Origin of the sequence: Acinetobacter sp. YH12045 (assembly GCF_013419925.1) — a bacterium.
GTDB lineage: Bacteria > Pseudomonadota > Gammaproteobacteria > Pseudomonadales > Moraxellaceae > Acinetobacter > Acinetobacter amyesii.
Map to the genome: position 1 here is coordinate 1 of NZ_VOZE01000003.1, position 25798 is coordinate 25798.

Annotated in this window: 23 protein-coding genes, 1 tRNA gene and 2 pseudogenes; 15 read left to right on the forward strand and 11 right to left on the reverse strand. The window is 40.0% G+C overall.

Annotation, left to right across the window (positions count from 1 at the left end; all coding sequences use genetic code 11):
- Nucleotides 1-140: pseudogene (locus FTU02_RS16320) on the reverse strand (hypothetical protein); the annotation flags it as partial.
- A 132-nt stretch (nucleotides 141-272) separates the two neighbouring features.
- Nucleotides 273-1115, reverse strand: a pseudogene (locus FTU02_RS05010) (MBL fold metallo-hydrolase); the annotation flags it as partial.
- A gap of 261 nt (nucleotides 1116-1376) precedes the next feature.
- On the opposite strand from FTU02_RS05010, the gene FTU02_RS05015 reads away from it, so the two are divergent.
- A complete protein-coding gene (locus FTU02_RS05015; protein ID WP_180083798.1) occupies nucleotides 1377-1751 on the forward strand; it encodes a diacylglycerol kinase in 375 nt (124 codons plus the stop codon).
- A 140-nt stretch (nucleotides 1752-1891) separates the two neighbouring features.
- Here the strand turns inward: FTU02_RS05015 and FTU02_RS05020 are convergent, their stop codons facing one another.
- A complete protein-coding gene (locus FTU02_RS05020) occupies nucleotides 1892-3496 on the reverse strand; it encodes an isocitrate lyase (RefSeq protein WP_078192152.1) in 1605 nt (534 codons plus the stop codon).
- Nucleotides 3497-4180: 684 nt separating this feature from the next.
- Between FTU02_RS05020 and FTU02_RS05025 the strand changes: the two genes are divergently transcribed.
- The 4 genes from FTU02_RS05025 (at nucleotide 4181) to FTU02_RS05040 (ending at nucleotide 8567) form a co-directional block, all read left to right on the forward strand.
- Complete coding sequence (locus tag FTU02_RS05025) at nucleotides 4181-5173, forward strand: LysR family transcriptional regulator (protein WP_078191331.1); 993 nt, start codon at nucleotides 4181-4183, stop codon at nucleotides 5171-5173.
- A gap of 129 nt (nucleotides 5174-5302) precedes the next feature.
- A complete protein-coding gene (locus FTU02_RS05030) occupies nucleotides 5303-6631 on the forward strand; it encodes a hemolysin family protein (protein ID WP_180156151.1) in 1329 nt (442 codons plus the stop codon).
- A 53-nt stretch (nucleotides 6632-6684) separates the two neighbouring features.
- Nucleotides 6685-6963 (forward strand): hypothetical protein, encoded by a 279-nt coding sequence (locus tag FTU02_RS05035; protein WP_078192154.1) that lies wholly within the window; start codon nucleotides 6685-6687, stop codon nucleotides 6961-6963.
- Nucleotides 6964-7226: 263 nt separating this feature from the next.
- The gene (locus tag FTU02_RS05040; RefSeq protein WP_180114845.1) at nucleotides 7227-8567 is read left to right on the forward strand and encodes a CitMHS family transporter; all 1341 of its coding nucleotides are present in this window, start codon (nucleotides 7227-7229) and stop codon (nucleotides 8565-8567) included.
- Between the two features lie 97 nt (nucleotides 8568-8664).
- On the opposite strand, the gene FTU02_RS05045 is transcribed toward FTU02_RS05040, so the two are convergent.
- On the reverse strand, nucleotides 8665-9171 hold the full coding sequence (locus tag FTU02_RS05045; RefSeq protein ID WP_180114843.1) for a hypothetical protein: 507 nt from the start codon (nucleotides 9169-9171) through the stop codon (nucleotides 8665-8667).
- 195 nt (nucleotides 9172-9366) lie between these two features.
- On the opposite strand from FTU02_RS05045, the gene FTU02_RS05050 reads away from it, so the two are divergent.
- The 3 genes from FTU02_RS05050 (at nucleotide 9367) to FTU02_RS05060 (ending at nucleotide 11137) form a co-directional block, all read left to right on the forward strand.
- On the forward strand, nucleotides 9367-10101 hold the full coding sequence (locus FTU02_RS05050; RefSeq protein ID WP_180114841.1) for a hypothetical protein: 735 nt from the start codon (nucleotides 9367-9369) through the stop codon (nucleotides 10099-10101).
- A gap of 169 nt (nucleotides 10102-10270) precedes the next feature.
- Nucleotides 10271-10356, forward strand: a tRNA-Leu gene (locus tag FTU02_RS05055).
- 304 nt (nucleotides 10357-10660) lie between these two features.
- On the forward strand, nucleotides 10661-11137 hold the full coding sequence (locus FTU02_RS05060) for a hypothetical protein (protein WP_180156153.1): 477 nt from the start codon (nucleotides 10661-10663) through the stop codon (nucleotides 11135-11137).
- Nucleotides 11138-11198: 61 nt separating this feature from the next.
- On the opposite strand, the gene FTU02_RS05065 is transcribed toward FTU02_RS05060, so the two are convergent.
- The 4 genes from FTU02_RS05065 to rlmE all read right to left on the reverse strand — a co-directional run bounded on the left by FTU02_RS05065 (nucleotide 11199) and on the right by rlmE (nucleotide 15253).
- Nucleotides 11199-11513 (reverse strand): DUF5713 family protein, encoded by a 315-nt coding sequence (locus FTU02_RS05065; RefSeq protein ID WP_078191338.1) that lies wholly within the window; start codon nucleotides 11511-11513, stop codon nucleotides 11199-11201.
- 87 nt (nucleotides 11514-11600) lie between these two features.
- Nucleotides 11601-12455 carry a dihydropteroate synthase gene (gene folP, locus FTU02_RS05070; protein ID WP_078192158.1) on the reverse strand — a complete coding sequence of 285 codons (855 nt, stop codon included), beginning with the start codon at nucleotides 12453-12455 and terminating at the stop codon, nucleotides 11601-11603.
- A gap of 112 nt (nucleotides 12456-12567) precedes the next feature.
- Entirely contained in the window at nucleotides 12568-14466 is a 1899-nt protein-coding gene (ftsH, locus tag FTU02_RS05075; RefSeq protein WP_078191443.1) for an ATP-dependent zinc metalloprotease FtsH, read from the reverse strand.
- Between the two features lie 136 nt (nucleotides 14467-14602).
- Nucleotides 14603-15253, reverse strand: coding sequence for a 23S rRNA (uridine(2552)-2'-O)-methyltransferase RlmE (gene rlmE, locus FTU02_RS05080; RefSeq protein ID WP_078192159.1), 651 nt, complete (start codon nucleotides 15251-15253; stop codon nucleotides 14603-14605).
- Between the two features lie 195 nt (nucleotides 15254-15448).
- Here rlmE and FTU02_RS05085 point away from each other — a divergent pair, with 195 nt between their 5' ends.
- Nucleotides 15449-15772 carry a YhbY family RNA-binding protein gene (locus FTU02_RS05085; RefSeq protein WP_078191340.1) on the forward strand — a complete coding sequence of 108 codons (324 nt, stop codon included), beginning with the start codon at nucleotides 15449-15451 and terminating at the stop codon, nucleotides 15770-15772.
- Nucleotides 15773-15778: 6 nt separating this feature from the next.
- Nucleotides 15779-16318, forward strand: a complete 540-nt coding sequence (locus FTU02_RS05090; protein ID WP_111883891.1) for a DOMON-like domain-containing protein — start codon at nucleotides 15779-15781, stop codon at nucleotides 16316-16318.
- 239 nt (nucleotides 16319-16557) lie between these two features.
- On the opposite strand, the gene FTU02_RS05095 is transcribed toward FTU02_RS05090, so the two are convergent.
- Complete coding sequence (locus FTU02_RS05095) at nucleotides 16558-17043, reverse strand: hypothetical protein (RefSeq protein ID WP_078192161.1); 486 nt, start codon at nucleotides 17041-17043, stop codon at nucleotides 16558-16560.
- A gap of 309 nt (nucleotides 17044-17352) precedes the next feature.
- On the opposite strand from FTU02_RS05095, the gene carA reads away from it, so the two are divergent.
- The 3 genes from carA to greA all read left to right on the forward strand — a co-directional run bounded on the left by carA (nucleotide 17353) and on the right by greA (nucleotide 22323).
- Nucleotides 17353-18495 (forward strand): glutamine-hydrolyzing carbamoyl-phosphate synthase small subunit, encoded by a 1143-nt coding sequence (gene carA, locus FTU02_RS05100; RefSeq protein WP_180156155.1) that lies wholly within the window; start codon nucleotides 17353-17355, stop codon nucleotides 18493-18495.
- Between the two features lie 13 nt (nucleotides 18496-18508).
- Nucleotides 18509-21739, forward strand: a complete 3231-nt coding sequence (carB, locus tag FTU02_RS05105) for a carbamoyl-phosphate synthase large subunit (RefSeq protein ID WP_180156157.1) — start codon at nucleotides 18509-18511, stop codon at nucleotides 21737-21739.
- Between the two features lie 107 nt (nucleotides 21740-21846).
- Entirely contained in the window at nucleotides 21847-22323 is a 477-nt protein-coding gene (greA, locus tag FTU02_RS05110) for a transcription elongation factor GreA (RefSeq protein WP_078192164.1), read from the forward strand.
- A gap of 79 nt (nucleotides 22324-22402) precedes the next feature.
- Here greA and FTU02_RS05115 read toward each other — a convergent pair whose 3' ends face one another.
- On the reverse strand, nucleotides 22403-22990 hold the full coding sequence (locus tag FTU02_RS05115; protein WP_180156159.1) for a TetR/AcrR family transcriptional regulator: 588 nt from the start codon (nucleotides 22988-22990) through the stop codon (nucleotides 22403-22405).
- A gap of 141 nt (nucleotides 22991-23131) precedes the next feature.
- Here FTU02_RS05115 and FTU02_RS05120 point away from each other — a divergent pair, with 141 nt between their 5' ends.
- Both FTU02_RS05120 and FTU02_RS05125 read left to right on the forward strand, forming a co-directional pair.
- The gene (locus tag FTU02_RS05120; protein WP_078192166.1) at nucleotides 23132-23536 is read left to right on the forward strand and encodes a RidA family protein; all 405 of its coding nucleotides are present in this window, start codon (nucleotides 23132-23134) and stop codon (nucleotides 23534-23536) included.
- Nucleotides 23537-23637: 101 nt separating this feature from the next.
- Entirely contained in the window at nucleotides 23638-24255 is a 618-nt protein-coding gene (locus FTU02_RS05125; RefSeq protein ID WP_180156161.1) for a CatB-related O-acetyltransferase, read from the forward strand.
- Here the strand turns inward: FTU02_RS05125 and FTU02_RS05130 are convergent.
- Entirely contained in the window at nucleotides 24239-25651 is a 1413-nt protein-coding gene (locus tag FTU02_RS05130; protein ID WP_180156163.1) for a P-loop NTPase fold protein, read from the reverse strand. The two genes, FTU02_RS05125 and FTU02_RS05130, sit on opposite strands and share 17 nt — an antisense overlap.
- Nucleotides 25652-25798: the final 147 nt, after the last annotated feature.

Consider the following 25798-nt stretch of genomic DNA (forward strand, 5'->3'; position numbering starts at 1 on the left):
GCAGCTGTCGGAGCTGTCGGAGCTGTCGGAGCTGTCGGAGCTGTCGGAGCTGTCGGAGCTGTCGGAGCTGTCGGAGCTGTCGGAGCTGTCGGAGCTGTCGGAGCTGTCGGAGCTGTCGGAGCTGTCGGAGCTGTCGGAGCTAAATTTAGCGGGTTCCAACGGAACTGACCATCATTCATTTCACTTATTTTACCAATACCGGGAAATGGTAAATGTGCAAATGCAACAAAGGTTTGCTCTTGAGCAAAACGTTTAAAAATTGCTAAACGAGTTTCACTGGCTTTGACCGGATCGACATCAAAATCAACAGATAACTTGGGTTGTTCAAACTGTAAATGATACGAATGAACCACATCGCCGAGGATAGCAAAACTTTTAGCTTGCGACTTTAAGATAAAAGAATAATGCCCTGGTGTATGCCCAACACTCGGTAGTACTTCTAATCCATTAATCACAGAACCAACGCTAAAAGTCTTAAAACTCCGCATGGTCTGATAAGGCGCAATCGCAGCTTTAATTTTTGCAACAGTTGCTAAATAACCGTCACGTTTTTCGGCAGCTAAAGTGTCAACGGTGTTTTCACTTAACCAATACTGACTTTCTTGTTCATTGACGTAGATCGTTGCATTTGGAAATACGGCCTTACCTTGTTTCGCAATGCCACATGCATGATCTGGATGTAAATGGGTTAAGAATACACTGCGTACACGATTAAGCTTATAGCCAGCTGCTTCAATATTTTGTGCAATAGAACCTAAGTTCGGACCAAAACAACTGGCTGCACCACTATCGACAAGACTGATGCCGCCTTGTCCATCATCAATCAGGTAGGCATTGACACTGGTTTGTATGCCTTTGCTCTGATCAACCGCAAGCTTTTGAAATAAGGCACTGACTTCTTCTGGAGTTAAGTTTTGTTTAAACAAATCAGGACTTAATTCGAGTGTCCCATCTTTTAAAGCAATGACTTTATACGCACCCACTTGGAAAGAATAAAATCCCACGGGCTGAGTCACATTCGTTTTGATTTCCGTTTGAATAAATGCCGGCTCTGCACTGACAAACTGGCTGGTTAAAAGTGTTGCTGCAAGCACAGCAAAACTAAAGTTTTTCATTGTTGACCTATATCACTTTTATTATTTCATGCAATGAAGCAAATGCTTCAAAATTAAAAATTTTAAACGTCTGTATTGTGCCTGAAATTCAGGCAAATTTTAAGTCTCATACTGGATAAACTTAGCACTAACTTGATACAGGCATATGTAAATCATCCTAAACTTTTAGGCCTAATAAAATAAAAGCTGAATGCAAGAAAACTTTAAGCTTGGCATGCTATATTTTCGCCAGTTTTTAAATCTATACGTCTGTACAGTACTATGAGTGAAATTTCCCCGTTTAAAGGTAAATCTGGACTTAAACGAATTTTTAATGCAACGCAATATTCCCTCGACGGATTCAAAGCTGCTTATCAAAATGAAGCTGCATTTCGCCAAATTGTCTGGATGAATATTGTGCTTATTCCCACCAGTTGCTTACTCGATGTGAGTCGTGTTGAACATGCTCTTATGGTAGTGGTGTGTTTATTTGCCTTAATTGTTGAGTTATTCAATTCTGCTATTGAAGCCGTGGTCGACCGGGTATCTCTAGACAAGCATCCACTTTCTAAAATTGCCAAAGATATGGGAAGTGCCGCTCAATTTGTCGCTTTAGCAATTATTTTTTTTACTTGGTTAATTATCCTTTTGCCTTAAATAAAGGGGGTCTCATTATATTTGCAGGGTTATGCCCTGCTTTTTTATATCGACACACTTCAATAAATGGATTTAAGAAGATTTTAAAGCCATAAAAAAACCCAGCTTTCGCTGGGCTTTTTTTCGAATCAGTTCAATGCTTAGTGAGCAGCGAATTGGTTCATTGTGTTTTTCGCATCGTCACCCGCTTTAAGCGCGTTGTCACCAGCGAAGATTTCTTTGTGGTCGTCACCAATGTCTGAACCAGCCATTGCTTGGTGTTTCACACATGCAATACCACCGCGGATTTCTTTACGTTGTACGCCAGCAACATAAGCCAACATACCTTCAGAACCGAAGTAACCTTGAGCAAGTTCATGTGTAGAAAGCGCAGCTGTGTGGTAAGTCGGAAGTGTAATTAAGTGATGGAACACACCCGCTTCACGAGAAGCATCTGCTTGGAATGTACGAACTTTTTCGTCAGCTTCAGCAGCTAATTCAGAGTTATCGTACTCAGCGCTCATTAATTTAGCGCGGTCGTATGCAGATACGTCTTTACCTTCAGCAACCCAACGGTCGTAAGCTTGTTGACGGAAGTTTAATGTCCAGTTGAATGATGGAGAGTTGTTATAAACAAGTTTCGCATTTGGAACAACTTCACGTACACGGTTAACCATGTGAGCAATTTCTTCAACGTTTGGAGTCGCAGTTTCGATCCAAAGAAGGTCAGCACCATTTTGAAGGCTAGATACACAGTCAAGTACAACGCGGTCGATTTGCGTGTCTGGACGGAACTGGTACAAGCCAGAAGCAAGACGTTTTGGACGGTGAAGTTTACCGTTACGCTTGATTAGGATTTCGTCTTCTTGAGCTTCTGAAATGTCAATTTCAGTTGTGTCTAAGTAGCTGATGTATTGAGAAGCGATGTCGCCTGGCTCTTTAACCACTGGGATTTTTTGAGTCAAGTCAGCGCCTTCAGAGTCAGTACGAGCAACGATGATACCGTCATCAAGACCCATTTCTAAGAATGCATAGCGAAGAGCGTGGATTTTCGCGATGAAGTCTTCGTGTGGAACTGTAACTTTACCAGCTTGGTGACCACATTGTTTAGCGTCAGATACTTGGTTTTCGATTTGTAGTGCACAAGCACCCGCTTCGATCATTTTCTTAGCTAGTAAGTAAGTCGCTTCTTCGTTACCGAAACCAGCGTCGATGTCCGCAATAATTGGCACAACGTGAGTTTGGAAGTTGTCGATTTGAGCAGTGATTTCTGCAGCTTTAGCAGTATCACCTGCTTCGTTTGCTTTTTTAAGCGCACGGAATAAGTCGTTTAATTCTTTCGCATCAGCTTGGCGAAGGAAAGTGTAGATTTCTTCGATCAATGCAGGAACTGAAGTTTTTTCGTGCATAGATTGGTCAGGAAGTGGACCAAATTCTGAACGAAGAGCTGCAACCATCCAACCAGAAAGGTAGATATAACGACGTTCAGTTGTACCGAAGTATTTTTTGTTCGCAATCATTTTTTGTTGTGCGATAAAACCGTGCCAGCAACCTAATGATTGAGTGTATTTGCTAGAATCAGCATCATAAGCAGCCATATCACGACGCATAATTGCAGCTGTATATTTCGCAATGTCTAAACCAGTTTTGAAACGGTTTTGCATTTGCATACGTGCAGCATCTTCTGGGCTAATATCGCGCCAAGTGCTTCCGAATTTTGCTTTTAATTCACGGATTGCATCAATCGCTGTTAAGTATGTAGACATGATATGTTCCTGTAATAATATTAGGATTTTTCTGCAACGTAAGGCTAAAATCATACCCTCGAATGATTGTTCAGATTTAGAACACTTCGTTGCGATAGACACAGAGTAGATTGACTAAAAAAATTAATCCAATATTCTGCATTAATTTTCAGTATTTATTTAAAAAATATGTAGATTAAAGTCGTATTATAATAATTAACCAATATTTATAAGTATTTGTATTTAAATATTTTTATTAATATATTTTGCTAATTTTTTTGTCTATTTTTCAAACATTTTGATGAATTATTCTTCATTAGACTTAAGTCGACTGAGCATTCACTTTTAAAAAAAAACAGCATTTTTTACGCCATTTTTGCCCAAACTTACCAAACTAAATGCATGGTTATTCCGTCCTCAAATGATCATGTAAATGAGATATTTCATCTTACTTTTGAGTTTTATGAACATCACTTCGCATAATCAAAATTGCTCCGTATTTTTATTATATTTATTTAAAAATATCGGTCTAAAAAGGTAATAAGTATTTAAGAAATATGCGCTGGGACTTCAACAAATTTGTCTTAAAACTGCCGAATTTTAGTACAAAAGTACACGTCATTTTTTCATCCATTTTTTACACAAGCCTTAGTAGTTATGGCATAATCAGATAAATTTCATGATTTTATTATCGGTATTTATTTTATGAATCTGGAGCGGGTCGATCTCAATCTATTAATTTATCTTGATGTACTTCTTCGTGAAAAAAATGTGACTCGTGCTGCCGAGCAACTGGGTGTAACTCAGCCCGCGATGAGTAATATTTTACGTCGTCTACGCAACTTATTTAATGATCCACTTCTTATTCGTTCTTCAGAAGGTATGACACCTACAGAACGTGCGCTTGAATTACAGCCACGTATCCGTGACGCACTTTCTGACCTTTCGATGATTTTGGAACCCCGTACCGAGTTCCGCCCTTACACCTCAAATCGTGTCTTCCGCATCATGACTTCAGATTATGCTGAAGCAACACTTGTGCCGCGCCTAGTAAAAGCTTTGCGCTCAGAAGCACCCAATGTGGTTCTGGACTTTTTAACGCCTAGTGATGTGTCTTATCGAGATATGGAACAAGGTAAAGTCGACTTGGCGATTAACCGCTTTAATGAAATTCCGCAAAGTTTCCACCAAGTTTTGGTCTGGCGTGACAGTTTTTCATGCCTTTTAAATGCCAAGCATCCTGCTGCAAATAATTTAAACCTGAAAAGCTATCTAGATGCACAACACATTTGGGTATCTAAAACAGGTATGGGTGTCGGTTTTGGTGTCAATCCTGAAAAACAAGCGGGTCTAGGTTGGATTGATCAAGCCTTAGAACGTATTGGCCAAAAACGTAAAATTTCAGTTTTTACTCGTCATTATCAAATGCCGGGCTTATTGGCCTCGAATGTTGACTTGGTTGCAACTCTGCCAAGCCGTATTGCTCGACTTCAAGCCAAAAGTCAAAACCTGTTACTTCGTGATCCACCATTCTATATTCCTGAATTTGAATTAAAAATGGCTTGGTGTCCATTACTTCATCATCACCCCGCTCATCGCTGGTTACGTCAACTTATCTTGTATGTTGCACGTCAAATGATTGAAGAAGAAAACCGCGAATACTTAATGAATAACTCTCAGTTTTCACAGTATCAGTAATTAATTCTTTAATTCCTTATTAATTCAAACGTATACTGTCACTATATAGGTAGTAGTTAAGACTACTACCTTGCCCATTTTTGTGTTAGAAATACAGAAAAATAGAATGAATCACAAACAGGTGTATTCGTGAGCCTTTTCCAAAATATTGTCATTATTATTCTCCTGATCGTCGGTGCAGGTTTTCTTTCATTAACAGAAATTGCCCTTGCGGGTGCACGAAAAGTAAAACTTAAAATTTTGGCTGAATCTGGAGATTCACGTGCACAACGTGTGCTTGACTTACAAGCCAACTCAGCAGACTTTTTCGCCGCATCACAAATTGGCTTAAATGCCGTGGCAATTCTTGGCGGTATTTTGGGTGAAGGTGCTTTTCGTCCTTATTTCATTAGCTTAGTCACTCGTTTTTATCAGGGCCAGTGGACTGAAACTATCGGTTTCACTCTGTCGTTTACTTTAGTCACATCCTTATTCATTCTATTTGCTGATTTGATGCCAAAACGTTTGGCGATGATTGCACCTGAAAAAATTGCCGTTGCTGTTGTTGACCCGATTCAAATCTTTATTAAGGTGTGTAAGCCAATGGCGTGGGTGATTAATGCCATTGCCAATTTGTTGTTTCGTTTATTCAAAGTGAATACAACACGTGATGACAATATTACCTTTGACGACATTTCAGCCGTGATGGATGCCGGTGCTCAAGCTGGTGTACTTCAAAAACAAGAACACCATTTTATTGAAAACGTATTTGAGCTGGAAGAACGTAACGTCCCTTCAAGTATGACTACACGTGAAAACGTGGTGTACTTTACCCTAAAAGAATCAGAAGCCAGTATTCGTCAAAAACTCGCTGAATTTCCGTATTCTAAGTTTTTGGTCTGTAGTGAAAATATTGATGACGTGATTGGCTATGTGGATGCCAAAGATATTTTGGTTCGAATCCTCAACAATCAGTCACTTCTACAGCTCAACGAAAATACTATTCGTAATGTTCTCACGATTCCAGATACCTTAACACTGTCCGAGTTACTCGATCGCTTCCGCTCAACCAAAGAAAAATTTGCCGTTGTAATTAACGAATATGCGTTGGTTGTCGGCGTTATTACCCTCTCCGACATTATGATTACCGTGATGGGCGACTGGGTAACACCGATTGAAGCAGAGCAACAAATTATTAAACGAGATGCAGATTCTTGGCTTATCGATGGCAGTACACCAATCGAAGATCTAAAACATGCACTCGCTCTAGATGAAATGCCGGATGAAGAAAACTATGAAACCCTTGCGGGCTTTATGATGTTTAAACTACGTAAAATTCCACGTCCAGCGGACTTTGTTACATATCATGGCTACAAATTTGAAGTTGTGGATGTAGACCACTTTAAAATTGACCAATTATTAGTGACCCGCTTACAACAGGCTGAGACTGAACTGGATACACCAGAAGAATCGGATTAATTCGATTCTTCTTTTTTTAAACAATAAAATAAAAATACGATGGAATAACAACGATGTCTTTTTCACTTAAAGCGATTTTGACTTGCTTTAGTTTTTATACTGGGGCTTATTTAGTCTATTATTTTTTCAAAGCTCATCCACAACCTTTATTTCTATTGCTCGGTGTTGCACTGATCGTCACTGCTTGGTTTTTAACGCCTTATCCTTATGAACGCGGTCGACAACAATATGACGAAACCATGCGTTTTGGTCTGTTTTTTTATAATCCCTTAATTTTTTGGTTCCGATTTTTTAGTTGGCCGATTCGGACGCTACTGTCTATTTTTGCTTAAGACTTATTGTGATTAAACTGGATCTGCACAGCATTTACAGTTCTCTACAGATGTTGAATAAATGTAAACAGACCACTTTTTTGAATAAAAATTAAAATAAATCAAAAAATCCCTCTTCCCTAATACCTTCATTATTAATGACTATTTTTCATCAAAATAGTGATGTATTTCACATTTTCTCACCTTTGTTTTGACTGATGAAATTTCTCTTTATGCTCTGCCCTTGGATTTAAAAACAGCTTTATATTTCAAAGGAATGAACCATGTTAACCGTACTCGGTTTGGGCATGATCTTGTGCTTTATGTATTTGATCATGTCGAAACGCTTAAGCCCACTTGTCGCACTGACTTTAATTCCCTTACTTTTTGCCTTGATTGCGTGGTTACTTGGTTTTTATTTTGACAGCTTGTCACACATACAAATAAATGAAATTGGCGACATGATGATTGAAGGTGTAAAAAAACTTGCACCGACTGGCATCATGCTGCTTTTTGCGATTCTGTATTTTGCCATCATGATTGATACAGGTTTGTTCGACCCTTCGGTGAAATTTATTTTAAAAATGGTCAAAGGTGATCCCTTAAAAGTCGTTCTTGGAACCATTACCCTGACGTTAATTGTCTCTTTGGATGGAGATGGTTCTACAACCTATATGATCTGTGTTGCTGCCATGCTACCACTCTATAAGCGCTTAGGTATGAGCCCATTGATTATGGCATGTTTGATTATGCTCTCTAGCGGCATTATGAACCTTACGCCATGGGGTGGGCCTACAGCCCGCGCCGCCAGCGCACTTCATGTCGACCCAAGTGATGTTTTTGTTCCGATGGTTTTACCAATGCTATTTGCCATCGGCTGGTTGTACTTTTTGGGAACCATGTATGGTCGAATGGAAAGAAAGCGTCTGGGAATTGTCCAATTGGATATCAGTCATGGTGAAAACATTCAAATCTCAGATAATCCAGAAGCCAACCGTGCAGATCTACGTTGGTTCAATGCACTGTTAACCGTCGTTCTGATGATTTGTCTGGTTTTTAGTATTTTACCTATGCCTATTTTATTCATGGTGGCTTTATGTATTGCGCTAGTCGTCAACTACAAAAATGTCGACTTGCAAAAAAAGTTAATCGCACACCATGCAGGTAGTGCTTTAAACGTGGTCGGTATCATTTTTGCTGCAGGTATTTTTACCGGAATTTTAGCTGGAACAGGCATGGTAGAAGCCATGTCCAAACAACTTGTGGGAATTATCCCTGAAAGTATGGGTCCCTATTTAGCACCGATTACCGCTGTCATCAGTATGCCGATGACTTTCTTTATGTCGAATGATGCTTTCTATTTTGGGGTTTTGCCAATTCTTTCAGATGCAGCAGCTCATTATGGAATTGCACCTGTAGAAATGGCACGTGCCTCCATCGTAGGGCAACCTGTACACCTACTCTCTCCACTTGTCCCTTCGACCTATTTACTCTGTGGACTTGCGGGTATCGAGTTTGGACAACATCAGAAATTTACCATTATCTGGGCTGTAATCACGTGTTTTGTCATGTTAGCAGCGGGTCTAATCTTTGGAATGTTTCCGTTTTATTCGAGCTTAACTTAAAAAGTTAAAGATAAAAAAAGCACCTGATGGTGCTTTTTTTATGCTTAACATTACGAAACTGGCAAGTGTTTTACACTCACAGGTTCATTTGTAGTGATTAATGCTTTGAAATTAATGCTTCTAGAACAGCTTCATAATGAATACGAATGTCATCTTCTAAAATTTTATAGACATTGTCGAATTGCACCATTGGCCAGCCTTCTTTCCAAAATGGGAAAATATTATGCAGGTCATGAGTCACCGTTGCGTCTTCACGTACAATTGCTTGTGCAACTTGTGACAATACTTGTGCAGTTTCAGCACCATCAATCGCTAAATAATCGATACCACGAACTTTCAAAATACGGATACGGTCTTTCTTATAGCGAATTTTTTTACTTTGGCCTTCATTTAAGCCTAAAGCCAAAGTCACAGCTTCAACAAATTTATCTTCAAATGCTTGATTTAATTTCACCAAAGCTTGTTTATGAGCCTCTTGACGACCAGCTTTCCCCCCACTACGAATCACTTCATTTGCTTCAGTATTTAAAACATCTGATTTCATCGACTGAAGAAAGTCTAGAATTTCGATATCGCTTAATGTTTCAGGAGAATGATCAGTCATAAACTGCCTATAAAAACTTAATATTCAATAATCATATATTTTCGCATAAAAGCAGCATGAAAACTGCGACCTTCACTATAGAAATTGCGTTTTCTCTTATAATGTTCAGATATACAACATGATTTAGAAAAAAATTCTGTCAAAAATATCGAAATCAACTATATTATTTTCACGCTTTAATATTAACGTCACAATATGACTCAAAAGAAACAGGCTGCGCTTTACCTTCAACAACTGAAACAGCAATATCCAGCAGCCTTTAAACATAATTATTTATTTTATAGCCAACTGAAAACTCAAGGCATTTTAGACGAACTCAAAGAGCTTATTCCTTGGGTTTTGGCGGCGATGATTTTTATTTCTTTGAGCATGAGTATTGGTCATGCAGTGCAACTGTATTTTCCTGATATGAGTGAGTTTCGAGCTCATGGTATTGCTGTACTGAGTATTATGCTGTTTTTCATGCTGGTTGTGCCCTTAGTCATCAAGCAAATCAAACACAGTTCAATGTCCCTGTATCAAAGTTTGAAGAATACGCCGTTCAGACTTGCGATCGTGATTTTATTACAATTACTCAATATCGCCTTTTTACAAAGCACCTTCGTTCAATCTGTATTGTTCTTTTTCGCCATGAGTTTCGGCTTTGTGCGTTTTTATAAAGAAAATCTATTCAAAGGTGGAAGTAACACCCAAGAATACTATTTTCTGCAAGAGACACGTCGTATTGCTTATTGGTCGTATAAACAAATGCTTAAAGCAAAATTACGTTTAACACTCAGCAATCCAAATCAAGCAAATCATAAACAGTTATCTGAGCGCTTTACCCATTTCCAAAATTTACACATACAAATGCTGCACCAGGAAAATCAGCTGTGTAAAAAGCTAAAGCACCAAAATGTTGAACATTATCTTGATGAGTTAATGAAATAAGTCGACTTTGGTGTATTGAAAAAAACTTTAATTCACTGCTCAAAATGTCATTCCATACATCAATATTTTTGAATATTTTCAACTTATATGCATGAATTGATTGATTTTAAAACAAACACCATCAAATACACTTGCCAAGCTTCATTTCGTCCTCTATTATTGCGCACATGCCCGAGTGGTGAAATCGGTAGACACAGGGGATTTAAAATCCCCCGCCCACAAAGCGTGCCAGTTCGAGTCTGGCCTCGGGCACCATTCTTATACTTCTAAGATTGGTGCAATAAAAGATCCAGCAATTTGCTGGTTTTTTTATGCCTAAAATTTATAAATCTATTATTATTCAATGCCAATACCTTCAGATTTTGATTTCCCTGCAATACAACTCAAGCATCCCGATGCCTTTTATCAACGATTGCTGTTTGCGCATTTCAAAATTATCAATCTCACACCCACTGCACCTATTTTAATCTTTAGCTTTTGCCTGATACTTTTAATCTCGCTTGGCAGCGCTGTACTTGGCCAGATGCTATCAACGGCACTTTCAATTCACGACACAAACATGGCGTTCAATCTTGGTATATTGATTATTCTTCCTTTGAACTATTGCTATGTCTGGTATGCACATTATCAAGCACGTTTTAGCAGCAAGTCCGCAGTTCAACGTCTGCAAATACAACTGTATCTCCTTGGGGGATTCACACTTATCCTCGCTATTAACTTTAAATATCTACAAACAGATGTATTAAACCTCATCAGTCTCTGTGGACTTTTTTTCAGTCTGTTTTTATGTGTATTTACTGAATTATTTTATAAACCTGAGAGCAGCGCCATTGAACGGGTAAAACTACAAAAGCTTCGCCAACTGGCATTTTGGTCTTATCAACAATCTTTAAAACAAAAAGAACATCAATCGTATTTCTACGCCCTACATTTACAAGCCATGCATGAAGAACAAATACAAGCCATGCATGAAGAACAAAAACTATCAGCATCGATCAAATTATCATTTAAAGATTTTTTAGACAATGCTCAATGACTTTTTTAAATCCCTAAACACAAAAAAGCCCTGTCACTACAGGGCTTTTTTTAAAGTTCAATTACCATTCTCGGTTAGCAACCAACTCTTCCATTTCAATATCCATATGGCCTTCGTCTTGCAGCACCATCATCATGGCTTCTGCAATATAATCTGCAGCCGTATCATCCAAAGACGAATCTAAATCTTCAAATTGAGGTTTCATCTTATTGAGCTGTGCAACCGTTTCATTGGCAAAATGGTAGATATCAGTTGAACTTAAATCTGCTTTTGCGATTTTCTTCGCAAATTGAACAACCAATAACTTCACCTCTGCAACCAACACATCTGGGTAATATTCATCATCAAACATGGGTAGCAGTAAATCTGCAAACATACGAAACTCTATCACAAAACATTCAGGGCGCTTATATAACACAAATACTACAATTCACCAAATTTATTGGGATTCAGTATTTTCAAATCACACTGCATTCTGCATGGCTTGCCAAACACGAATCGCATTTACCGTCGCTTTGACATCATGTGCGCGAACCATACATGCACCTTGTTGAATGCTGAGTAAATGCGCTGCAACCGAGCCTACAGCGCGATTTTGTGCATCTGCACCGCCAAGTGCTTCACCGATAAAACGCTTACGTGATAATGCAGACAGGATCGGATAGCCCATGTTATTCAATTGATAGAATTGCTGTAAAAGCTTTAAGTTTTGCTGCGCATTTTTAGCAAAACCAAAACCCGGATCAATCATAATATTTTCTGCACGGACGCCTGCGTCCAATGCATCTTGCACACGTTGCTTTAATTCATCGATGACGTCAGCAACGACATCTTGATACTGATCTAGATTATTCATCGTGGTGGGTTCTCCACGCATATGCATAATGATCACTGGAATATCCAGTTTTGCAGCGGTTTCTAAGGCATTCGGCCGAGTTAATGCACGTACATCATTCCAGATATGCGCACCTGCTTGAACCGCTGCCTCAATCACCTCAGGTTGCGAGGTATCGATAGAAATCACCACATTGTGTTTGGATAATGCTTCAACGACGGGTACGACCCGTCGAATTTCTTCTTCAACCTCAACAACAGATGCACCCGGACGTGTTGACTCACCACCGACATCAATCACTGTCGCGCCATCCACTATCATTTGTAAGGCATGTGCTATAGCTTGGTCTTTACCATTATGTTTGCCACCATCACTAAAAGAGTCCGGTGTGACATTTAAAATCCCCATCACATGTGGCTCTGATAAATCTAATTGCAAATTACCACAGTTTAAAATTTTATTAGGCAAAGACACCAACTTCATAGTACACATCCCAGATTTTGCTGCGCTTATTTTAACGCTAAGTTTGCTCAGCATTGCGCTCACATGCATTTATTTTCATATAAAAAAACCACCCGAAGGTGGTTTTAAAATTTTATGCTTTTGGCAATGACGGTAATGGTGGTGGAACATCTGGACCATCCGTTGGTGTAACATCAATCACTGGATTTTCAGCGATGTACACTTTTGGTGGTTGAGGTTCACGACCTTCCATAATGTCACGGATTTGATCACGATCAATGGTTTCCCATTCAAGCAATGCTTTCACCATGGCATGTGCGATATCTTTGTTATTTTCAAGAATATCGCGAGCAACTTTATATTGCTCATCTAAAATACGGCGAACTTCACGGTCAACTTCAAGCTGCGTTGCTTCGGAAATCACACGACTTCCTAAACCACCCATGAATGACTGCTGTGAATCATCTTCGTAAACCATGACGCCCATTTTATCGGACATACCGTATTTAGTAACCATTGCTCGTGCCATTTTCGTTGCACGTTCAAAGTCATTTGAAGCACCAGTCGACATTTGGTTAATGAAGACTTCTTCTGCAATACGACCACCAAACAAAATTGAAAGTTCATTCAACATTTTGTCTTTGTAATGGCTGGTTTGGTCATGTTCAGGCAACTGCCAAGTCACACCCAATGCCCAACCACGCGGCATGATTGTCACTTTATGCACAGGGTCTGTACCCGGCAATATTTCAGCAACAATTGCATGACCTGCTTCATGATAAGCCGTCGCACGACGTTCTTCTTCGCGAATCACCATCGATTTACGTTCAGGACCCATGTAAAGCTTATCTTTTGCATCTTCAAAGTCATGCATATCGACCGTGTTCTTGTTACGACGTGCAGCAAACAGTGCCGCTTCGTTTACAAGGTTAGCCAACTGTGCACCCGAGAAGCCCGGTGTACCACGTGCTAAGACTTTGACATCTACACCAGTCACAGAAGGTAATTTTTTCAAATGTACATTCAGGATTTGCTCACGACCTTTAATATCCGGTAGAGATACCATCACTTGACGGTCAAAACGACCCGGACGAAGTAAAGCTTTATCCAATACGTCAGCACGGTTTGTTGCAGCAATAACGATAATACCTTCGTTGCCTTCAAAGCCATCCATTTCAACCAACATTTGGTTTAATGTTTGCTCACGCTCATCATTACCACCACCTGTGCCTGAACCACGGTGACGACCAACGGCATCGATCTCATCGATGAAAATGATACATGGCGCATGACGCTTTGCTTGTTCAAACATGTCACGGACACGAGACGCACCCACACCCACGAACATTTCAACAAAGTCAGAACCCGAAATACTAAAGAACGGTACTTTCGCTTCACCCGCAATCGCTTTAGCAAGTAAAGTTTTACCCGTACCCGGAGGACCAACCATAAGCACGCCTTTTGGAATGCTTGCACCAAGTCGTTTGAACTTAGATGGATCTTTTAGGAAGTCAACGATTTCAACAACTTCTTGTTTAGCTTCATCACAGCCCGCAACATCAGTAAATGTCACTTTGATTTGGTCTTCGGACAGCATTTTTGCTTTTGACTTACCAAAACTCATTGGGCCATTCTTACCACCAGCTCCACCACCCATGTTGCGCATAAAGAACATGAATAACAGAATGATTAAAAGAACAGGGAAACTTGCAATCAGAAGTTGCATCAAAATACTTTGACGCTGTGGCGCTGTACCTTCAACAACAACATTGTTCTTGATCAGGTTCGGCATAAGTTCAGGATCTTGAACCGCAGGACGGATACTTTCAAACTCTGAACCGTTTGATTTTTCGCCACGAATTCTTTCGCCATCAATGGTGACTTGTTTAATCTGACCCGCATTTACGGCTGCCACGAACTCAGAATAGTTCATCGCGGTCGGTTGATTGCGGTCACTGACGTTGCTGAAGATTAAAACCAGCACGCCTAGGATAACCAGCCACAACACGGCATTCTTAAAAAGATCGCTCAAAGCTTTATTCCCATTTCTATCTAATTCGTTCAATCCCATTTACATGGGTGACTCTAATACTTACGCTGCAGAGTAGCTTCGCAATAATTTAAAAACGTACAAAATGCACAATTTTTAACGAGTTGGCAAGTAAACTTTACTTGAAAGCTTTCTTACGTCCCTGCCCGATTAAAAACACTTCTTTAGATCGAGCACGTGAAGCCGCCGGTTTTGCTGTTTTCAGCACATCAAATGTGTCTACAACTTGCTTACGGTATTCATCAAATCCAACACCTTGGAACACTTTAACAACAAATTGTCCATTTGGTCCAAGAACCTTTTGAGCAAAGTCGATTGCTAATTCACAAAGATAGATCTGACGCGGTTGATCTACAGCCTTATTACCTGATGTATTGGGGGCCATATCTGAAATTACAACGTCTACAGTACGTCCATCTAAAATTTTTAACAATTCATCGAACACTTCTTGTTCACGAAAGTCACCTTGCAAGAAGGTCACATCGGGTAAAGCATCCATTGGTAAAATATCAGAAGCAATCACCAAACCTTTGTCGCCAACAAGTTTACCGGCAATTTGCGACCAACTACCTGGTGCAGCACCTAAGTCGACAACGGTCATGCCTGGCTTGATCAATTTGTATTTTTCTTGAATTTCAAGCAATTTATAAGCGGCACGCGCACGATATCCTTCCTTTTGTGCTTTTTTCACAAAGGGGTCATCAAGATGCTCGCGCATCCAGTCACGACTACTTTTGGATAATTTCTGGTTAGTAATGCGGGTAGCCATAACTCTCTAAATAAAAAAAACTTCTCAGTCTTGATTGTACGTGAAATTCAGCACTTTTGCAGTAGACATGTGTATCTAAAAAGCATCTTAAATCATGTTTTTTTCAATAATCTTCATCGAGAAAATGCCGATTAAATACAGCGCTTCAACTTTGATTTTGCTATACTAGGTCGTTTTTAAAATTAGGTTATATTTATGGCGGCTTTATCTATTCAAGAACGTAAACGCTTACGTCAAATTGGTCACACCCTAAACCCAGTTGTAATGGTTGCGGACAAAGGCTTATCAGAAAGCGTTGTTGAAGAATTAAACCGTGCGTTAAACGACCATGAGTTAATTAAAGTGAAAGTTGTGGCAGAAGACCGTGAAGCTCGTGCTGCAATGATTACTGAAATTGCGACTGTTTCAGGTTCTGAAGTTGTTCAAACGATTGGTAAGATTGCTTTGATTTACCGCAAAGCGGCAAAACAAAATGCAAAACTGTCTAACCTTGTTCGCTACGCACACCTGTCTAACTAAGCATTTATGGCAAGTTTCGAACTCAGCGCTTTTGATCGTCGCTTTCAGGCTGTATCAGTCGTTGGTGCTATCGAACAACAAAGCCCATATACTTTAAATGTGGGTTATTGGATTCGAGACCCAAACCAACTGATTCAATGGCCAGAATTGGTATCATCTCACCCACGAATCGATTTTTTGTGGGAACAGACCTGCTTAGAAGTTTTTATTGGTGTACGCAACGAAGACTTTTATCGTGAAATCAACCTCTCCCCTTCACAAGCTTGGCAGGTTTACCAGTTTGAAGAATATCGCTATCCAGAAGATATGCCGCCACAAGCTGCTTACGATATCGAACTGAATCAGTTGAAACGGACGCACTATGGCTTAAATGTCAGTCTTGATCTGACAGAATTTATGCTGAAGTACAAACTTAAATGGGAAGATCTCTATATTGGTCTAACTGCTGTACTGAAAACCCCTCAAGGTGAACAGTACTATGCCATGCAGCATAGTAGTCCAAATGCTGACTTTCACAACAAACGTGATTGGCTACATCAGTTCTAAACTTTTTAATGTTTTGATCTTCGATAAAAAGCAAAAGTACGATCTTTTGCTTTTTTATTGCCTGCTTATTTTTAAATAAGTGCTTTGTACTTAAATGTACTATTCACAATAAGGGAGCCATTAATGGCTCCCTTATGCATATATAGCGTTAACTTTAAGTTTAATTCGCTCTCACCCAATCCAGCTCCCTGGAATGACTAGACTTAGCTTAAGCGCTTTAAAATTCATGTCATTCACAATTAACTTTTAAGATCTGTGGTTTGATCCGTAACTTCAGCTTTCACTGGTGAAATTTTTTTCCACGCTTCTAAAGTATGTTCCTTAGAACGCTTAAATGTTTCTGTTAGATGATCTTTGTGTTTTCCTGAAATTTGGGTCACATCTTCTTTCAGCTCTTTTCCAAGTTTTGAAAGATCATCAATAACCGTATTAAACTCAGTTTTCACAAATTCTTTGAGTTCACTAAAATCTTTTTGCGATGAACCAAATTGAACTTTTAGCTGATCAAGTTTATTCAACACATCTTGCTTCAACTGACGCAATTGATCTTGCACACTGGCATTCAACTGCTTTGCCTCTGCTCCGATCTTTTCTTTGCTTTCAGTGACCGCTTCTGTGGCTTGGACACTCGCTTCTTTTGCAACTTGTTCAAGCTTTTCAGCACCTTCGATAACGACTTCTTTCAGGGAGGATTTAGCCGCTGTTTGTTTTTGTTGTGTTGCCATGACTTTGTACCTATAGTTTTTGCTGACCGAACCACAATAGCGCTTATTGATAAATTTTAATTTATGATTTGTCTGACAATAATTAATTGCTTACATTTTTCTACGATTTTGCAAAACCAAACTTTATTCTAAAATGCAAGCGCTTTATCTGCTTTATTCCTAATATTTACAATGGACTTTCAGTGGCTTTCTGCGTATAATGCCGTGTTAAGTTCAAGCGAGCAGATGTAAGGAGGGTAGGTTTTTAAGCAGCCTTCCTTTTTTTTCGTCTTCTCGCTTTTTTACAGCCTAAATTTCAGGAGCTTTGGTTTGAGCACCCCAGCAATTTTAGCCCTTGCCGATGGTACTATTTTTAAAGGTACTTCAATTGGCGCATCGGGTAGTACGACTGGTGAAGTCGTTTTCAACACTGCCATGACTGGCTATCAAGAAATTTTGACTGACCCAAGTTATGCACAACAACTTGTGACCCTAACTTACCCACATATCGGTAACACAGGTTGTAATGATGAAGACGCTGAGTCAGGTCGAATTCATAAAGTATGGGCCAACGGATTGATCATTCGTGACCTACCTTTATTGCATAGCAACTTCCGTGCTGAGCAATCACTAAGTGATTACCTTAAACAACACAATGTTGTTGCTATCGCAGATATTGATACTCGTAAATTAACGCGTATTCTGCGATCAAAAGGTGCGCAAAACGGTTGTATCCTTGCTGGTGAAAACGCGACTGAAGAAGAAGCGTTAGCTAAAGCACGTGCTTTTGGTGGTCTTAATGGTTTAGACCTTGCAAAAGAATGCTGTGATCCGACCGGTTTCGAGTGGACTGAAGGCTCTTGGGCGCTTGGTAAAGGTTTCGCTCAACCAGAACTTAAATTCCATGTTGTAGCATACGACTACGGTGTCAAAACCAACATCTTACGTATGCTCGCAGACCGCGGTTGTAAATTGACTGTCGTGCCTGCGCAAACTCCTGCTGCTGATGTACTTGCGCTGAATCCAGATGGCGTGTTCTTATCGAACGGTCCCGGCGATCCAGCAGCATGTGATTATGCAATTGAAGCTGTAAAAACAATTGTAGAAGACGCACGCAATGTACCTGTATTCGGTATTTGCTTAGGTCACCAAATTCTTGCACTTGCATCAGGTGCAAAAACTGTGAAAATGCCTCACGGTCACCACGGTGCTAACCATCCTGTACAAAACTTAGAAAACGGTACAGTGATGATTACTTCTCAAAACCACGGCTTCGCAGTAGATGCAGAAACACTCCCTGCAAACTTGAAAGCTACGCATAAATCACTGTTCGACCAATCCCTTCAAGGGATTCATCGTACAGACAAACCTGCGTTCAGTTTCCAAGGTCACCCAGAAGCAAGCCCTGGTCCACATGACTGCGCACCACTGTTCGATCATTTCATCGAACTTATCGAAGCATCTAAGAAGTAATTAAGGAAGCATCATGGCTAAACGTACAGACATTAAAAGCATCTTAATTATTGGTGCTGGTCCGATTGTGATCGGTCAAGCATGTGAGTTTGACTACTCAGGTGCGCAAGCATGTAAAGCCCTTCGTGAAGAAGGTTACCGAGTTATTCTTGTTAACTCTAACCCTGCAACGATTATGACTGACCCTGCAATGGCAGATGCAACGTATATCGAACCGATTACGTGGCAAACTGTTGCAGCGATCATTGAGAAAGAACGCCCAGATGCAGTTCTTCCAACAATGGGTGGTCAAACTGCATTGAACTGTGCCCTCGCCCTTGATGAGCACGGCATTTTAGAAAAATACAATGTTGAATTGATCGGTGCGACTAAAGAAGCAATTGAAAAAGCCGAAGACCGTAAACTCTTCGACCAAGCAATGCGTAAAATTGGTCTTGAATGTCCAAAAGCTGACATCGCTGAATCAATGGAAGAAGCGTTAGAAATTCAAGCACGCTTCGGTTTCCCTGTGATTATCCGTCCATCATTTACGATGGGTGGTTCAGGCGGTGGTATCGCATACAACAAAGAAGAATTTATCGAGATCTGTGAACGCGGTTTCGACCTTTCTCCTACTCACCAACTTTTAATTGATGAATCATTGATTGGTTGGAAAGAGTACGAAATGGAAGTTGTTCGTGACAAAAACGACAACTGTATCATTGTATGTACCATTGAAAACTTTGACCCAATGGGCGTGCACACAGGTGACTCAATCACTGTTGCCCCTGCACAAACATTAACAGACAAAGAATTCCAACTTTTACGTAATGCCTCTTTAGCAGTACTTCGTGAAATTGGTGTAGAAACGGGTGGTTCGAACGTTCAGTTCGGTATTAACCCGAAAGATGGCCGTATGGTTGTGATCGAGATGAACCCTCGTGTTTCTCGTTCATCTGCTTTGGCATCTAAAGCAACCGGTTTCCCAATTGCAAAAATTGCAGCGAAATTGGCAGTCGGTTATACCCTTGATGAATTGAAAAATGACATCACTGGCGGTACAACTCCTGCATCATTCGAACCTGCGATTGACTATGTTGTGACTAAGATTCCTCGTTTCAACTTCGAGAAATTCCCACAAGCTGATGCAACTTTAACTACACAGATGAAATCTGTGGGTGAAGTCATGGCAATTGGCCGTAACTTCCAAGAGTCAGTACAAAAAGCGCTTCGTGGTCTTGAAGTGGGTACTGCTGGCTTTGATGAAAAAATCGAAGTGGGTACTGAAGGTGCGAAAGAGAAAATCCTTCAAGAACTTAAAGTACCTGGTCCTGAGCGTATTTGGTACGTTGGCGATGCATTCCGTCATGGTTTCACGTTAGATGAAGTGTTCGCTGCGACGAATATTGACCGTTGGTTCTTGATCCAAATCGAAGACATCATCAAAACTGAAGAAAAAATCAAATCTTTAGGTTTTGGTGACTTAAACGCTGACAACATCCGTTCGTTCAAACGCAAAGGTTTATCTGACCTTCGTATTGCGAAATTGATGGGTATTTCACAAAAACAATTCCGTAAACACCGTTGGAACTTGGGCGTGACCCCTGTTTACAAACGTGTAGATACATGTGCGGCTGAATTCGAATCTGATACAGCTTACATGTACTCAACTTACGATGAAGAATGTGAAGCGAATCCGTCTACTCGCGACAAGATCATGGTCATCGGTGGCGGTCCTAACCGTATTGGTCAAGGTATCGAATTCGATTACTGCTGTGTACACGCTGCCCTTGCAATGCGTGAAGACGGCTATGAAACTATCATGGTGAACTGTAACCCTGAAACGGTTTCTACGGATTACGACACATCAGATCGTTTGTACTTCGAACCAATCACTTTGGAAGATGTACTTGAAATCGTACGTATCGAGAAGCCTAAAGGCATTATCGTTCAGTACGGTGGTCAAACTCCGCTTAAATTGGCTCGTGCTTTGGAAGAAGCAGGTGCGCCAATTATCGGTACATCACCTGACGCGATTGACCGTGCGGAAGACCGTGAACGTTTCCAACAAATGATTCAACGTCTGCAACTTCGTCAACCAAACAACAGCATCGTTAAATCTGCTGAAGAAGGTATGGCTGAAGCAGCTAAAGTTGGCTACCCACTTGTAGTACGTCCTTCTTATGTCCTTGGTGGCCGTGCGATGGAAATCGTGTACAACGACGAAGAATTGAAACGTTACTTACGTGATGCGGTTCAAGCATCTAACGAAGCGCCAGTACTTCTTGACCACTTCCTAGATGATGCGATTGAAGTTGACGTAGACTGCGTATCTGACGGTAAAGACGTTGTGATCGGCGGTATCATGCAGCACATCGAACAAGCTGGTATTCACTCAGGTGACTCAGCATGTTCTATTCCTCCTTACTCTTTATCTAAAGAAGTTCAGGACGAAATGCGCCGTCAAACCATCGCTATGGCGAAAGAGCTTGGCGTAATTGGTTTGATGAACGTTCAGTTTGCGGTTAAAGGTACTGACGTATACATTCTAGAAGTAAACCCACGTGCATCACGTACTGTTCCATTCGTATCTAAGTGCATTGGTGAATCTTTAGCGAAAGTTGCTGCGCGTTGTATGGCAGGTCAATCTCTAGAATCTCAAGGATTCACTACAGAGATTATTCCTGAACACTTCTCTGTAAAAGAAGCTGTGTTCCCATTCAACAAATTCCCTGGTGTTGACCCAATTCTTGGCCCTGAGATGAAATCTACAGGCGAAGTGATGGGTGTAGGTAAAACATTTGGTGAAGCGTTCTATAAAGCTGTGTTAGGCTCTAATGACCGTTTACCAGGCCTACCAACGGAAGGCGAAGTAAAACATGCATTCTTATCTGTTCGTCATTCTGACAAGCCTCGTGCTGTTGGTATTGCGAAACAGTTGACAGATCTTGGCTTTAAAGTGATCGCTACTGGCGGTACTTATGATGTGATTAAAGATGCTGGTATTGAATGTGAACGTGTGAACAAAGTGACTGAAGGCCGTCCTAATATCGTAGACCGCTTGAAAAATGGCGAAGTTCACCTCATTATCAATACAACTGAAGGCAAACAGGCTCAAGAAGATTCATTCTCGATCCGCCGCTCTGCATTACAAGGTAAAGTGTATTACACAACTACCCTTAACGGTGCTGATGCAGTATGCCAAGCTTTAGCAATCAAATTGCCAATGGATGTATACCGCTTACAAGACCTTACTAAAGGTTAATTAAGTTACCGAGAAGTCCCGCCACCTCTCGGTGGCGGGCTTTTTTTCATTTCTAGGTCAGTAAAAATTTTACTGATTTTTTCTTTTTACAAACATGAGGGACAACAATGCAACGTTATCCTATGACTCCCGAAGGCAAAATTGCCCTAGAGAAAGAATTACAGCAACTTAAAAGTGTTGATCGTCCACGTATTACTGCAGCAATTGCTGAAGCGCGTGAACATGGGGATTTGAAAGAAAACGCTGAATACCACGCTGCTCGCGAGCAACAAGGTTTCTGTGAAGGCCGTATCCAAGATATCGAAGGTAAATTGGGTGCTTGCCAAGTAATTGATGTTAAATCACTTGAGCAAAATGGCCGTGTGGTTTTCGGTGTGACTGTGACCATTGAAAACTTAGATACTGAAGAACAAAAGACTTATAAAATCGTTGGTGATGACGAAGCAGATTTTAAAATCAATAAAATCTCTGTGAATTCACCAATTGCGCGTGGTCTTTTGGGTAAAAACGAAGGCGACGATGTAAAAATCAACACACCACAAGGTGAAGTTGAGTATGAAATTTCTAAAGTTGAATATCTTTAATTCATTAAGATAAGCAATTTTAAGCCCCTCTTTTGAGGGGTTTTTTATATTCAGACAATTGATTATCAACAACCCCACTCTATCCTTCTTTTAACAATCCTGACGCAAAGACTTGAAAGGCATGTAATGCTTCTGGGAGTGCCTGTTCAGAATGCTCACTGGAGGCGACCCAAAGTGCGGCATTCATGGCAGCGCCATTTAAAAATACGGCAGCCGCTTCAGGATCTACTGCTTTAATTCGATCTACTGCCAATAACTGTTGTACGCACTCACGGGTAGACTGCAAACATTTGTTTTGACTGGGCCAATGTGCAGGATCTCCCAATACAGCTGGCCCATCACGCAGTACAATACGCTGAAATTCAGGATTCAAAGCATTTTCAATATAGGCTTGCCCTTCAAGCATCAGCCCTTCCCAAAGATCTTCAGGCTGCTCCAGATGCTGCTGGGCAGATGAAGCCATTTCTGAATCAATTTGATCGACCACAGCAGCAAATAAGCCCCGTTTGTCGCCAAAATGATGGTACAGCGCGCCACGGGTCAGCCCCGCGTCTGCCGTGAGTTTATCCATGGACGTGTCTGCATAACCATACTCAGCAAATGCACGACGTGCCACTTCAATCAGTTTCTTGCGGGTTGCCGCCATTTTTTGTTCACGAACAGACATTGCTTTGCTTACCTCATCCTTACCAAAATTTTAATTGACATACGGCCCGTATGTCAATTATGTTTACATACGAAGCGTATGTGAAAACTTATGCCGTTTTTAAAAATATTTTTTTAAATTTAACATTAAGCGAGAATAGTCATGACAAGAACTGCAATATTTCCCCAAGATCGGCATGCTTTGTATGAACAGCATGGTTACTCGGCTGCCATCAAATCGGAAGATTTACTCTTTGTATCAGGTCAGGTTGGTAGCCGTGAGGATGGTTCTCCTGAACCTGATTTTGAGAAACAGGTAGAACGGGCTTTTGAAAACCTGGCTGCAACATTGGCAGCTGCTGGTTGTACTTTTGATGATATCGTTGATGTCACCACCTTTCATACTGATCCTGAACAGCAATTTGAAAGCATTATGAAAGTCAAAAATCAGGTATTTACCCAAAAGCCTTATCCGAACTGGACAGCGATTGGTGTGAATTGGCTGGCGGGTTTTGATTTTGAAATTAAGGTCATTGCCCGTATTCCTCAACAATCTAAAACCACCTAAAAACTTAGTTTTGCCATCAGTTCATTTGTGGAATTGGATTGTTCACCAGCGTAAAGATCTATTCGGTATAATGGCACATTCCCTATTTTTGTATCCCAGTTATGTCTGAAAAATTGATTAATTCACCTGTCAAACATTGGTGTGAGTTTGAGTTCATCTCTAAAACAGTGAAGAACCCTAATATTCACATCAAAGGTAATTATTCATATTATTCTGCATATTGGGATCAGGGTTTTGAGCGCTGTGTGGTGCGTTATTTGCACGACAAACCTGCGACCCCAGAGAAGCCGATAGACCAGCTACATATCGGTAATTTTGTCTGCTTTGGCGCAGAATGCGTGATTATGATGGGCGGTAACCAACTCCACCGAACAGACTGGATTTCAGCCTTTCCGTTTGATACACGGAGTTTTGTCCCTGCGGGTGATACAATCATTGGTGATGGCTGCTGGATCGGCTCACGCGCCATGATTATGCAAGGCGTTACACTCGGTGAAGGTGCTGTGGTGGCTACAGGCGCTGTGGTAACTAAAGATGTACCACCTTATGCTGTTGTAGGCGGCGTGCCTGCTCAAATTATTAAATATCGCTTTTCTGAAGAAGATATCAAAAAACTGCTTTCCCTTAAGCTCTATGACTTAGATGAAAAGCAGTTTTTAAAGATGCGGGAAAAATTGCAGACGGATGATGTTGATACATTAATCAAATATCTAGATTAAATCCCGATTCAACATAGTTTTTCCAATCAATTATAAAATCATCGGAGTGTTTTAATTTCTGGATAGCAAAGGGAGTATAAGTTTCCAGCATATACAATTCTTTGGCATCTTGTTGTCCCACTGATACATATTTTTCATTCAATGTTACTTGTTTATTATATAAATTTCCTATATGAAATTCATCAATGAAATATTCAGTTCGTAGTTTACTGATAATAATATTTCCAAGAAATTTACTGTCACTAAAAGACAAATTAAATTTTTCAACTAACTTACTTAAAACTAAACGAAATATTTTCAAATCTTTTGAAAATTCCACACCAAATACAAACGCAATTAATATTAGGTTTTTTCTAAAATCATTAGTTTTCAAAATAGCATATTGATTAATTTTTCTTTTTAATTCACGTGAGTTGAAGTTTTTATAATTTTGTAATGCTAATACCAAAAAAAAGAATTCATTTAAAGCTTCTTTATGCTCCATCTCACCAATTCTATAAAGTTCTTCCTTCAATACATTTTCATAGTTAATATAAGGTTCCAAATTTGGAAATTTAATTGTTAAATCTATAAATTTTTCAAAATAATCAGCTGTTATCTCTGCTTCATAACCATAAAAATTCTGAACTGACTGTGATAATTGTGGCTTATTCATCACCAAAACAAAAACAATTTTAGGAATATCAAAGAAATGTTTAACCCTTTCAATTAATCGTATCGCAAAATCAGGACGACAACGATCCAACTCATCAATAATAAAAACTAAGGGATTTTCTAAACTTGCAGCTAACTCAGTTAATGTACTTTTAAAAGCCTGCAAAGATTGTTTTTCCTCTTCATAGCTATCAATCTTAGCTTGAATTGCTTCTGTAACTTTTTCTCCAATATTTTCAGTCACTTTATCAATTGCATCATCAAGTTTATCTGTGATTTGCTCACTATCAATTTTAATAAGTGGAATAATCCCACCCGTTAATGCACAGCTAATCATTGAAGCAATAAGTGTTGGAGCTAGAGTTAAAAGTCCTTGCTGCATAACTGCCGTTGCTTTCTTAAATTTATGCACTAAGGGCTTATTTTCGGCTGTTTTATCTAACTTTGAAGCAATTTCAGATGCAATTACCAAAAAAGGATCATCCAAATAATCATTAGCAAAAGCATCTAGGTAAATCACGTTATGCTGAGAATCATCTAAATGTTTCGCCCAGTGACGAACAAACCACGTTTTGCCTTCACCCCATCGTGCATCCAAAGCAAGAACAGCACCGCAGTTTAAACGATCGACGTAATTTGTAAGTTGCTCCCCTAAACGACGGCGATCCCAAAGATCACCTTCCCATGCAGTTTCAATATTCTCAAAATTATCTTTAGGCCAGTTTAATTGGTTATCTATCATTTCTATTTATATTCATAAAGTTAACTATGTATTGAGTATAGCAGTAGCGCTATAAATTAACATTTAACACATGAGCATCTCGTAACTTGTCATAGCCTTTTCTCCAAATTCATTCTATAAAGAACTCACAAAATAAAAAGATCACTA